This is a genomic window from Rathayibacter oskolensis, from assembly GCF_900177245.1.
Classification (GTDB): Bacteria; Actinomycetota; Actinomycetes; order Actinomycetales; family Microbacteriaceae; genus Rathayibacter; species Rathayibacter oskolensis.
In genome coordinates this window covers 1,585,487-1,598,040 of the sequence record NZ_FXBM01000001.1, presented here as the reverse complement: position 1 = coordinate 1,598,040, position 12,554 = coordinate 1,585,487, and the positions used below count along the sequence as shown (strand labels likewise).

Sequence of the window (12,554 nt, the reverse complement as noted above, 5' to 3'; positions counted from 1 at the left end):
GTGCGGAGGAGGGCCCCGTGTCGGTGGTGTCGCGTAGCCTTGGCCCACGTGAACAGTCCCTCGAGCTTCGGTCATCCGGTCGGCACCTCCGCCGCCGAGCACCTGTCGCCGTCGTTCCCGGGCCGCGCCCCCTGGGGCACCGCCGACAAGCTCCGCGCCTGGCAGGCCGAGGCGCTCGAGGCCTACTTCCAGCACGAGCCGCGCGACTTCCTCGCTGCCGCGACACCCGGTGCGGGCAAGACGACGTTCGCCCTCCGGCTCGCCGCCGAGCTGCTGCACAATCGCACCGTCGACCGCATCACGGTGGTGGCGCCGACCGAGCACCTCAAGCGCCAGTGGGCCGAGGCGGCGCACCGCGTCGGCATCCGGCTCGACCCGACCTTCACCAACAGGATGGGGCGGCACGCCCGCCACTACCACGGCGTCGCGGTCACCTACGCGCAGGTCGCCGTGCGCGCCGAGCTGCACCGCGAGCTGACGCTCTCGGGCCGGACCCTCGTGATCCTCGACGAGGTGCACCACGCCGGCGATGCGATGAGCTGGGGCGACGCGGTGCGGGAGGCGTTCGAGCCGGCCGTCCGCCGCCTCTCGCTGACCGGGACGCCGTTCCGCTCCGACACCGCGCCCATCCCCTTCGTGAGCTACCTGGCCGACGACGAGGGGATCCGCACCTCCCTCACCGACTACGCCTACGGCTACGGGCGGGCCCTGGCCGACGGAGTGGTGCGGCCCGTGCTGTTCATGGTCTACGCCGGCCAGATGCGCTGGAAGTCGAAGGCCGGCGACGAGATGGAGGCGCGGCTCGGCGAGGGCAACACGAAGGACATCACCTCGCAGGCCTGGCGCACGGCGCTGGACCCGAAGGGGGACTGGATCCCCTCGGTGCTGCGGGCGGCGAACACGCGCCTGACGGAGGTGCGGCGCGCGATCCCGGATGCGGGCGGGCTGGTCATCGCCACGGACCACTACAGCGCTCGCGCCTACGCCGCCGCGCTCCGCGAGATCAGCGGAGAGCCCGTCACCGTCGTCCTCTCGGACGAGAAGGAGGCGAGCGACCGGATCGAGTCCTTCGCGAAGGACACCTCGCGCTGGATGGTCGCCGTGCGGATGGTCTCGGAGGGCGTCGACGTGCCGCGACTGGCCGTGGGCGTCTACGCGACCTCGGCCTCGACTCCGCTGTTCTTTGCCCAGGCGATCGGGCGCTTCGTGCGGGCGCGCCGCCGCGGGGAGACCGCCTCGGTGTTCCTCCCGAACGTCCCCGGCCTGCTCGCGCTCGCCGGCTCGATGGAGCTCCAGCGCGACCACGCCCTCGACCGGCGCACCTCCGACGACGAGGAGTACCCCGAGGCCGATCTGATGGCCGATGCCGAACGGAGCGAGAAGGCGTCGTCCGAGCTCCTCGACGAGGGACGGTTCGAGTCGCTCGGGTCGGAGGCGACGTTCGACCGCGTCGTCTACGAGGGCGCGGAGTTCGGGATGGAGGTGGAGGTCGAGAGCGAGGAGGAGCTCGACTTCATCGGGCTCCCCGGGCTCCTCGAGCCCGACCAGGTGCGGGAGCTGCTCCAGCACCGGCAGCAGCGCCAGGCGAAGCGCGCCGGCGCGCGCTCCGCCTCCGAGGCGCCGGGAGAGCCGAAGGCGAGCGAGATCCCGGCGCCGCTCTACCGCACGCTCAAGGAGCAGCGGAGCCTGCTCAACTCCCTCGTCGGTCTCTGGGCGCGCAACACCGGCGAGACGCACGGAACGGTCCACTCCGAGCTGCGGCGGCTCTGCGGCGGCCCGGCGGTCGCGCAGGCGAGCGTGACGCAGCTGCAGGCCCGCATCGACCTGCTGCGCAGGCGCCTCGGCTCGCACTGACCGCAGGGTGCGCCGGTCGGCGGGTCCTACCCGATCGGCACCGCGCGGCGCCAGCCCTCCCGGCGCGATCGGGCCCTCCGTACTGTTCGAGCGTGACGGCGTGGAGCCACCACGTCGCTCCCGCCCGCCCCGGCGACGGCCCTCCCCGAAGAGGGGCCGAAGCCTGCCGCCGCAGTACACCCGTTCGGCCGTGAGGAAGCCCCGCCGGAGATCACGGAGACGGCTCTCGCTAAGCTGGGCAGTCGGTCCGTCGCCCAGGCGCTGGACCATCACCCCCGACGTCGGGCATCCGCAGACCGCACGACGGCCTCCCACGGATCGCCCGAGACCAGAACCCAGAGGAGTCTCGTGGAGACCTGGCCCGGAACCGCCTACCCCTTGGGCGCCACCTTCGACGGAAGCGGCACGAACTTCGCTCTCTTCAGCGAGATCGCCGAGCGCGTCGAGCTCTGCCTCTTCGAGGAGGACGGCACCGAGATCCGCGTCGACGTGCTCGAGTCGGACGCGTACGTCTGGCACTGCTACCTCCCGCAGGTCCAGCCGGGCCAGCGCTACGGCTACCGGATCCACGGGCCCTACGACCCCGAGGCGGGTCAGCGGTGCAACCCGAACAAGCTGCTGCTCGACCCCTACGCGAAGGCGGTCGCGGGAGAGATCGACTGGGACCAGTCGCTGTTCTCGTACACCTTCGGCGACCCCGACTCCACCAACGACGAGGATTCGGCGCCGCACATGATGATGGGCGTCGTCATCAACCCCTTCTTCGACTGGGCGGGCGACCGGCGCCCCCGCACCTCGTACGACAGCACGGTGATCTACGAGGCGCACGTGAAGGGGCTCACCAAGACCCACCCCGACATCCCGGAGGAGCTCCGCGGCACGTACGCGGGCGTCGCCCATCCGGCGGTCATCGCCCACCTCAAGCACCTCGGCATCACGGCGATCGAGCTCATGCCGGTGCACCAGTTCGTCAACGACTCCACGCTGATCGACAAGGGCCTCTCGAACTACTGGGGCTACAACACCATCGGCTTCTTCGCCCCGCAGAACACCTACTCCTCCACCGGGGATCACGGCCAGCAGGTGCAGGAGTTCAAGAGCATGGTCCGGGCGCTGCACGCGGCCGGCATCGAGGTCATCCTCGACGTGGTCTACAACCACACGGCGGAGGGCAACCACCTCGGCCCGACCCTGTCGTTCCGCGGCATCGACAACGAGGCCTACTACCGCCTCGTCGACGACGACAAGCGCTACTACATGGACTACACCGGCACCGGCAACACGCTGAACGTGCGTCACCCGCACTCGCTGCAGCTGATCATGGACTCCCTCCGCTACTGGGTGACCGAGATGCGCGTCGACGGCTTCCGCTTCGACCTCGCGTCGGCCCTCGCGCGCGAGTTCTACGACGTCGACCGCCTCTCGACCTTCTTCGAGCTCGTGCAGCAGGACCCGGTGGTCTCGCAGGTCAAGCTGATCGCCGAGCCGTGGGACGTCGGTCCCGGCGGCTACCAGGTCGGGAACTTCCCGCCCCAGTGGACGGAGTGGAACGGGAAGTACCGCGACACCGTGCGCGACTTCTGGCGCGGCGAGCCGTCGACGCTGGGCGAGTTCGCGTCGCGGCTGACCGGGTCGGCCGATCTGTACGCCCGCTCCGGCCGCCGTCCGGTCGCCTCCATCAACTTCGTGACCGCTCACGACGGCTTCACCCTGCGCGATCTCGTGTCGTACAACGAGAAGCACAACGAGGCCAACGGCGAGAACGGCAACGACGGCGAGTCGCACAACCGCTCCTGGAACCACGGGGTCGAGGGGCCGACGGACGATCCGAAGGTCCTCGGGCTGCGCGCCCGTCAGCAGCGGAACTTCCTCGCGACGATGCTGATCTCGCAGGGCGTGCCCATGATCCTGCACGGCGACGAGCTGGGCCGGACCCAGGACGGCAACAACAACACCTACGCCCAGGACAGCGAGCTGACCTGGATCGACTGGTCCACCGCCGATCGGCCCCTCCTCGAGTTCACGGCCGCGCTCATCCGGCTCCGCGCCGAGCACCCGACGTTCCGCCGCGGCCGCTTCTTCGACGGCCGGCCCGTTCTCCGCGGGTCCGAGGAGCCGCTGCCCGACATCGTCTGGTTCAAGGCGGACGGCACCGAGATGACGCCGTCCGACTGGGACTCGGGCCTGGACCGCTCGGTCGGCATCTACCTCAACGGCAACGGGATCCGCGAGCGCGACGAGCGCGGCCAGCCGGTGATGGACGACAGCTTCCTGCTCTACTTCAACGCCGACGACGTCGACGTGGAGTTCACTATCCCGAGCGACGAGTACGCGCTCGAGTGGGCCGTCCTCGTGGACACGGCAGGAGCCGAGGCCGACTCGATCCCCCGCCCCGCCGGCGCGATCCTCACCGTGCAGGCGAAGTCGCTCGTGATCCTGCAGGAGCACAGCGCTCCCGAGCCCGAGGTGGACCACTCCGTGGCCGCCTCCCTCGCCTCGCAGGCCGCCACCTCGGCCATCCCGATCATCACCAGCCACATGAGCCCCCACGCGGAGTCGACCGACGCCGCGACCGCCCCTTCGACAGGAGCCTGACGTGCGACTGCCCGCTTCGACCTACCGACTCCAGATCCGCTCCGGCTTCGATCTCGACGAGGCGGCGCAGATCGCCGACTACGTGCGCTCGCTGGGCGCGGACTGGCTCTACTTCTCGCCGCTGCTGCGTGCGGAGCCGGGATCGGACCACGGCTACGACGTCGTCGATCACGACCGGATCGACCCCGACCGCGGGGGTGCCGAGGGACTCGCGCACGCCTCGGCGGCCGCGAAGGCCGAGGGCCTCGGCGTGCTGATCGACATCGTGCCGAACCACATGGGTGTCGCGACGCCGATCGAGAACGCGTGGTGGTGGGACCTGCTCGAGAACGGGCGCTCCTCCCGCTACGCCACGTCGTTCGACATCGACTGGGAGGCCGGAGGCGGCCGCCTGCGCGTGCCGATCCTCGGCGACGGGGCGAGTGAGGGTGACAGCGACAGCGAGCTCGACGCGCTCGAGGTCGTCGGCGACGAGCTGCACTACTACGACAACCGGCTGCCGATCGCGCCCGGGACCGCCGAGCCCGGCGACTCCGGCCGCACGGTGCACGCGCGCCAGAGCTACGAGCTCGTCAACTGGCGCCGCGCCGACGCCGAGCTGAACTACCGCCGGTTCTTCGCGGTGAACACGCTCGCGGCGATCACGGTCGAGCGCCCCGAGGTCTTCGACGCCTCGCACCGCGAGATCGTGCGCTGGTTCACCGAGGGGCTCGCCGACGGCCTGCGGGTGGACCACCCGGACGGACTGGCCGACCCGGGCGGGTACCTCGACGACCTCGCCCGAGTCATCGGCGGCGCGCCGGTCTGGGTCGAGAAGATCCTCGAGGGCGACGAGCAGCTGCCCCCGCACTGGGCGACGGTCGGCACCACGGGGTACGACGCTCTGGCCGACATCGACCGGATCCTGGTCGACCCGGATGCCCGCCCCGTGCTCGAGGGCCTCGACGCGGAGCTGAGCGGCGGCGGCTCCCCGGTCGTCTGGGCCGATCTCATCCACGACACGAAGCGCGGGATCGCCGACGGCATCCTCCGCTCCGAGGTCCTCCGGCTCGCTCGACTGATCCCCGAGGTCGACGGAGCGGACGACGCGCTGGCCGAGCTCCTCGCGACCTTCCCCGTGTACCGCAGCTACCTCCCGGTCGGCGCGGAGCACCTCGAGCACGCGCGGGTGGACGCCGTCCACCGCCGCCCCGAGATCGCCCCGATCATCGACCGGGTCGCGGAGCTGCTCGGCGAGACGGGCACACCGGTGTCGGTCCGCTTCCAGCAGACGTCGGGCATGGTGATGGCGAAGGGCGTCGAGGACACCGCGTTCTACCGCTACAGCCGACTCACCTCGCTCAACGAGGTCGGTGCCGATCCGGACGAGTTCTGGATCGACCTGGACGAGTTCCACCGTCGCCAGTCGGTCCGCCAGGCCTCCTTCCCCGCCTCGCTGACCACGCTGTCCACCCACGACACGAAGCGCGGCGAGGACACCCGCGCGCGCATCACCGCGCTGGCCGAGGACCCGGAGGCCTGGGCGACGACGCTGCGCTCGCTCCACGGGCTCGTCGGCTTCGGCGACGGCCCCGTCGAGCACCTGCTCTGGGAGGCGATCGTCGGATCCTGGCCCGCGTCCCGGGAGCGCCTCCACGCCTACGCCGAGAAGGCGTCGCGCGAGGCGGGCAGCTCGACGCGCTGGACCGCTCCGGACGAGGCGTTCGAGAAGCGCATGCACGCCGCGGTCGACGCGGCCTTCGACGAGCCTGCTGTGCGCGGTCTGATCGTGGACACCGTCGAGCGGGTGAAGGCCACCGGGTGGTCGAACAGCCTCTCGGCGAAGCTCGTCCAGCTGACGGCTCCCGGCATCCCCGACGTGTACCAGGGGAGCGAGCTGTGGGAGACCTCGCTGGTCGATCCCGACAACCGGCGTCCTGTCGACTTCGTCGAGCGCCGGGCGCTGCTCGAGCGCCTCGACGGCGGATGGCTGCCCCCGATCGACGAGGAGGGGGCGGCGAAGCTGCTCGTCACCTCGCGGGCGCTGCGTCTGCGCCGTGATCGGCCGGAGCTCTTCACGCGCTACGCCCCCGTCACTCCGGTCGGACCCGCCGCCGAGCACATCATCGCCTTCGACCGGGGCGGCGTCGTGAGTGTCGCCACGCGCCTGCCGGCGGGCCTGGCTGCAGCCGGCGGCTGGGGCGACACGCTGATCGTGCTGCCGGGGCACCCCCTCGAGGACGTCCTGACCGGGCGCACCTTCGGGGGCGGACCGACCCCCGTCTCGGAGATCCTCGTCGATCTGCCCGTCGCGCTCCTCGCGCCGGTCGCCTGACGCACGTCCTCCCTCTCGCTCCCACCTGCACCAACGACCCTGGAGACCGCCGTGAAGAGCACGACTCCCTACCGCTACGCCCTGCCGACCTCCGGACCCGAGCGCTTCGACGTCTGGGCACCCGAGGCCTCGTCGGTCGAGCTGGTGATCGGCGGCGGTGCCGCCGTCCCGATGGCGGCCTCCGAGGAGGCGGGCTGGTGGCGCGCCGCCGGCCCCGTCGCCGGGACGGGCGAGGTCGACTACGGCTACCGGATCGATGGTGCCGGGCCGTTCCCCGACCCGCGGTCCCGGCGCCAGCCGGCGGGAGTCCACGAGCTGTCGCGGACCTTCGACCCCGCCGTCCACACCTGGACCGATGAGGAGTGGACCGGTCGTCAGCTCGCGGGCGCGGTGATCTACGAGCTGCACATCGGCACCTTCACTCCCGAGGGCACCCTCGACGCGGCGATCGGGAAGCTGGGACACCTGCGCTCGATCGGAGTCGACTTCGTCGAGATCCTGCCGGTCAACGCGGTCAACGGGACGCACAACTGGGGCTACGACGGAGTGCTCTGGTACGCCGTCCACGAGCCGTACGGCGGACCGGAGGCGTACCAGCGCTTCGTCGACGCCGCGCACCGGGCGGGAATCGGCGTGGTGCAGGACGTCGTCTACAACCACCTCGGCCCGAGCGGCAACTACCTGCCCGAGTTCGGCCCCTACCTCAAGAGCGAGAAGGCCAACACCTGGGGCAGCTCGATCAACCTCGACGGTTCGGGCTCCGATGTCGTCCGGGGCTACATCATCGACAACGCGCTGATGTGGCTCCGCGACTACCACGTCGACGCGCTCCGTCTCGATGCGGTGCACGCGCTCTCGGACGAGGGCGCGGTGCACGTGCTCGAGGAGATGGCGGGCGAGGTCGCCGTTCTCTCGGCGCACGTGGGGCGGCCGCTGACCCTGATCGCGGAGTCGGATCTGAACGATCCGAAGCTGATCACTCCGCGGGAGGCGCGAGGCTACGGACTCGACGCCCAGTGGAGCGACGATTTCCATCACGCGGTGCACGTCGCGCTGACGGGCGAGACGACCGGCTACTACGAGGACTTCGCGCCGCTCGGCGCACTCGAGAAGGTGCTGACACGCGGCTTCTTCCACGACGGCACGCTCTCGACCTTCCGCGGTCGCCACCACGGCCGGCCGATCGACCTCGAGCACCTGCCCACCTGGCGGCTCGTGGTCTGCAGCCAGAACCACGACCAGATCGGCAACCGAGCGATCGGCGACCGTCTGACGGCGACCCTCGACGAGGGCCGACTCGCGATCGCGGCGGCGCTGACCCTGCTCAGTCCGTTCACGCCGATGCTCTTCATGGGCGAGGAGTGGGCGGCGTCCACTCCCTGGCAGTTCTTCACCTCGCACCCCGAGAAGGACCTCGGCGAGGCCACCGCGAAGGGCCGGATCGCGGAGTTCGCCCGGATGGGCTGGGACCCCGAGGTCGTGCCCGACCCGCAGGATCCGGAGACCTTCACCCGCTCCCGCCTCGACTGGTCGGAGGTCGAGGAGGGGCGTCACGCCCGCATCCTGGAGGTGTACCGCGAGCTCGCCGTTCTGCGTCGGCGCTTCCCCGAGCTGACCGACCCGCGGTTCGGTTCTGTGCGGGTCGCCTTCGACGAGCAGGAGCGCTGGCTCACGCTCGGACGCGGCCGTGTGACGATCTCGATCAACGTCGGCGACGCCGCTGCGCGAGTGCCTCTGCCCGAGGTCTCGGAGTCGCTGCTCGGCGTGGGCGAGTACGCGGTCCAGCCGGGTGACTCCGAGGTCGATCTCGGTTCCTCGTCGCTTCTGATCACGCTCGCCGCCGGCGCCTGAGGCACCCGCACCTCCGGCGGTCGCCTCCTCACCGCGCGGCCGTCGCGTACTCCGATGCGGCGATGATCCGGACGCCCTCGTCGTGGACGAGCAGGAGGGCGCGGAGGGGGATCGCCCGCCGGTGGCAGGCGGCGGCGAGGTGCCGAGCGAGGACGCGGTCGGTCTCGCCGAGGAAGGCGCGACCCGGGCGCTCGAGAGCGAAGGCGAGCGCTCCCACGTCCTGGTGGGCGACGGCCTTGGCGAGTGTGGCGACGATGCGCTCCGTCTTCTCCTCGTCCGGGTGGACGGGGAGCCCGTCGACCGGGTAGAGGATCGGCAGCTGGACTCCCTCGCGGTCGAGGAAGATCGGCCACAGTGCTCGCCGGTAGGCGGGTCCGATCAGCGAGGAGACGCGGTCGCGCAGCTCCTTGTCGTCGAGGAGGGGTGCGTCGAGGGGCGAGGGAGGGGCGGCGTGATCGGTGTGCGTCATGGGTGTCGCTTTCTCGTGGGTGGATCGTCCGGCGGAGCGGTGGACCCCGGTGATCATCGGAAGTTGCGGGAGGTGGTGCGCGCGTTGACCGTGAGGGCCTCGAAGCGATCGGCGAGCAGGTTCGTGACTCCCTCGTCCGAGCGCTCGAGGATGCCTCTGATGAGCAGTGCCGGAGCTTCGCGGGCGACCCGCCGGTAGCGGTTCCATACTCCGACGGAGCAGATCACGTTGAGGATCCCGTGCTCGTCCTCGAGGTTCATGAAGGTCACTCCGCCGGCTGTGGAGGGACGTTGGCGGTGGATCACGACCCCGCCGACCTCGATCCGGGTGCCGGAGGGTGTGCCCAGGAGGTCGGCCGTGGAGCGGGAGCCCCGGGCGGCGAGGCTCTCCCGCAGGTGCCGCATCGGGTGGTCGTCCGGCGAGATCCCGGTGGCCCAGAAGTCGAAGACGACCCGCTCCTGCGCCGAGAGCATCGGAAGCAGAGGAGGCTGCACGGCGACCACGGAGCCGGGGAGGAACTCCTCGCGGTCCGCCGACGCGGTCCCCGCCTCCCACAGGGCCTGGCGGCGCTCGAGCCCGAGCGAGTCGAACGCCCCGGCCGCCCCGAGCGCCTCGAGCTGACCCGCGGTCAGCCCCGCCCTGCGCGAGAGGTCGGCCATGCTCGTGTAGAGCCCGCCGCGCTCCCGCTCGGCGACGACGTGCTCGGCGAGCGCCTGCCCGATGCCCTTCACCTCGGCCAGCCCCAGGCGCACCAGGAAGGCGCCGTCGCGCCGGTGGTCGTCGGTGTCGAAGTGCTCCGAGCGGTCGAAGAGTCCGGTCGGGGGCTGGTCGGCGGCGAGGCATGCGTCACGACCCGCGGGTGCGCCTCCGCGGGGGGAGGCGTCGCCGAGCGGTTCGAGCCCGGGGTGGGAGAGGGACAGGTTGACGTCGGGGGAGCCGATGCGCACGCCGTGGCGGCGGGCGTCGGCGACCAGCGTGTGCGGGGCGTAGAAGCCCATCGGCTGGGCGCGCAGCAGGGCTGCGGTGAAGGCGGCCGGGTAGTGCAGGCGCAGCCAGGCGCTCGCGTAGACGAGCAGGGCGAAGCTGATCGCGTGGCTCTCGGCGAAGCCGAAGTTGGCGAAGGCCTGGATCCTCAGGTAGATGTCGTCGGCGACATCGCCGGTGATGCCGTTGCGGGCCATGCCCTCGTAGAGGCGCTCGCGCAGGGTCTCGATCTTCTCCGTGCCCCGCTTGGACCCCATCGCCCGGCGGAGGAGGTCGGCGTCCTCCGCGTTGCAGTCGCCGACCGCGACCGCGACCTGCATGAGCTGCTCCTGGAAGAGCGGGACGCCGAGCGTGCGCTTGAGAGGCGTGACCAGCAGGGGGTGCTGGTAGCTGACCGGCTCCTCGCCGAGCTTGCGCCGGATGTAGGGATGCACCGCGCCGCCCTGGATGGGTCCCGGGCGGATCAGGGCCACCTCGATGACCAGGTCGTAGAAGCGCCGCGGCTGGAGTCTGGGCAGGGTGCCCATCTGGGCTCGGCTCTCGACCTGGAACACCCCGATGGAATCCGCTCGGCACAGCTGGTCGTACACGCCCTTCTCCTCTCGGGGGATCGTCGAGAGGTCCCATTTCTCGCCGACGTGCTCGGCGACGAGGTCGAAGGTGTACTGCAGGGCGGCGAGCATCCCGAGGCCCAGGAGGTCGAACTTGACCAGGCCCATCCACGCGCAGTCGTCCTTGTCCCACTGCAGGACGGTCCGCTTCTCCATCCGGGCGGGCTCGATCGGGCAGACCTCGCCCACGGGACGGTCGGTGAGCACCATCCCGCCGGAGTGGATGCCCAGGTGACGGGGTGCACCGAGCACCTGCGTGGCCAGCGCGATGACGTCGTCGGGGATGTCGTGATCGGTGCTCTCGGTGATGGCGCCCCACCTCTCGATCTGCTTCGACCAGCCGTCCTGCTGGCCGGCGCTGTAGCCGAGGGCCTTGGCCATGTCTCGCACGGCGAACTTCGGCCGGTAGGTGATCACGTTGGCGACCTGAGCGGCGTTGAGTCGCCCGTACTTCTCGTAGACGTGCTGGATGACCTCCTCGCGCCGCTCGGAGTCGAAGTCGACGTCGATGTCGGGCTCCTCGTCGCGGATGCTGGAGAGGAACCGCTCGAAGGGGAGGTCGTAGAAGATCGAGTCCACCGCGGTGATCCCCAGGACGTAGCAGACCGCGGAGTTGGCGGCCGAGCCGCGCCCCTGGCAGAGGATCCCCCTGCCTTTCGCGAAGTGGACGATGTCGTGCACGATCAGGAAGTACCCCGGGAAGTCCTTGGCCTCGATGACCGCGAGCTCCTTCTCGAGGCGGTCGAGGACGTCGGAGTCGGCGTCGGGGTACTTCGCCGGTACGGCGCGCCCGACCAGCTCGCGGAGCCAGCTCATCGGCGTGTGACCCTCCGGGACCTCCTGCCGGGGCAGTCGCGGTCGCACGCGACCCAGCTCGAAGGCGATCTCGTCGGCGACACGGACCGTGTTCTCGACCGCGCCCGGATAGCGCGCGAAACGCTCGGCCATCTCGGCGCCGGAGCGCAGGTGCGCCCCGGCCGCCGCGGGGAGCCAGCCGTCCATCTCGTCGAGGCTCCGCCTCGCGCGGACGGCGGACAGCGCCGTCTGCAGCGGACGGTCCTGGGGTCGGGCGTAGTGCACGTTGCCGGTGGCGACGAGGCGCAGGCGCAGGCTCCCGGCGATCTCGGCGAGCAGGTCGTTGTGCAGGGAGGCGAGCGGGTCGCCGTGGTCGTAGAGCTCGACGAGGACGTTGCCCGCTCCGAACAGGCTCACGAGCTCGCGCACCTCGGCCTCGGCCGCTGCTCGTCCTCCTGCGACCAGGGCGCTGCGGACGCGTCCCTTCCTGCAGCCCGTGAGCACGATCCAGTGCCCGCCCGCCGCACGGGCGAGCTCGTCGAGGTCGTAGCTGGGCTTGCCCTTCTCGGCTCCGGCGAGCTGCGCCGTCGTGATCGCCCTCGCCAGCCGGTGGTAGCCCTCCTCTCGGCGCGCGAGGACGAGGAGGTGGGATCCCTCGGGGTCGGCGACGCCGTTCTGGGGCGCGCTGAGGCCGAGCGAGAGCTCGGCACCGAAGGCGGTGCGCACGCTCTGGCCCTGCGCCGCCTCCGCCATCCTCACGATCCCGTAGAGGCCGTCGTGATCGGTGAGGGCGAGGGTGTCGATCCCGAGGCGGACCGCCTCCTCGACCAGCTGCTCCGGCCGGTTGGCGCCGTCGAGGAAGCTGAAGTTGGAGTGGGCGTGCAGTTCGGCGTAGGGGACCTTCTCGTCGGGCGGCCGGACGTCGTCGCCGGGGGAGTAGGCGGGGCGCTTGTGCGACCAGGCGGGGCTGTCCCCGCCGTCGCCGCGGACGACGGTCCCGTCGCCGCGGCGGCCGGTGGAGAGGCGCCGTTCGAACTCCGACCAGGGGATCGGCGGGTTGTTCCAGCCCATGAGGCTCCTT

At 71.1% G+C, this 12,554-nt stretch carries 6 protein-coding genes; 4 read left to right on the top strand and 2 right to left on the bottom strand.

All coding sequences use genetic code 11. The annotated features are described in order from the left end of the window. The first annotated feature begins 48 nt into the window (after positions 1-48). The 4 genes from B9Y99_RS07630 to treZ all read left to right on the top strand — a co-directional run bounded on the left by B9Y99_RS07630 (position 49) and on the right by treZ (position 8,614). Positions 49-1,854 carry a DEAD/DEAH box helicase gene (locus B9Y99_RS07630; protein WP_085476303.1) on the top strand — a complete coding sequence of 602 codons (1,806 nt, stop codon included), beginning with the start codon at positions 49-51 and terminating at the stop codon, positions 1,852-1,854. A 348-nt stretch (positions 1,855-2,202) separates the two neighbouring features. Next, the gene (gene glgX, locus B9Y99_RS07625) at positions 2,203-4,449 is read left to right on the top strand and encodes a glycogen debranching protein GlgX (protein ID WP_085475895.1); all 2,247 of its coding nucleotides are present in this window, start codon (positions 2,203-2,205) and stop codon (positions 4,447-4,449) included. A gap of 1 nt (position 4,450) precedes the next feature. Continuing rightward, a complete protein-coding gene (gene treY, locus B9Y99_RS07620; protein ID WP_085475894.1) occupies positions 4,451-6,763 on the top strand; it encodes a malto-oligosyltrehalose synthase in 2,313 nt (770 codons plus the stop codon). 51 nt (positions 6,764-6,814) lie between these two features. Further along, a complete protein-coding gene (treZ, locus tag B9Y99_RS07615; protein ID WP_244274798.1) occupies positions 6,815-8,614 on the top strand; it encodes a malto-oligosyltrehalose trehalohydrolase in 1,800 nt (599 codons plus the stop codon). Positions 8,615-8,642: 28 nt separating this feature from the next. Here treZ and B9Y99_RS07610 read toward each other — a convergent pair whose 3' ends face one another. Further along, positions 8,643-9,083: a hypothetical protein gene (locus B9Y99_RS07610; RefSeq protein ID WP_085475893.1), complete on the bottom strand. Its 441-nt coding sequence runs from the start codon at positions 9,081-9,083 to the stop codon at positions 8,643-8,645. 53 nt (positions 9,084-9,136) lie between these two features. Next, a complete protein-coding gene (locus tag B9Y99_RS07605) occupies positions 9,137-12,544 on the bottom strand; it encodes an error-prone DNA polymerase (RefSeq protein WP_085475892.1) in 3,408 nt (1,135 codons plus the stop codon). Positions 12,545-12,554: the final 10 nt, after the last annotated feature.

Bases quoted from the DNA above. Each gene is read 5' to 3' on its own strand.
- B9Y99_RS07610 (WP_085475893.1), bottom strand. From the start codon at position 9,083: ATGACGCACACCGATCACGCCGCCCCTCCCTCGCCCCTCGACGCACCC.
- B9Y99_RS07605 (WP_085475892.1), bottom strand. From the start codon at position 12,544: ATGGGCTGGAACAACCCGCCGATCCCCTGGTCGGAGTTCGAACGGCGC.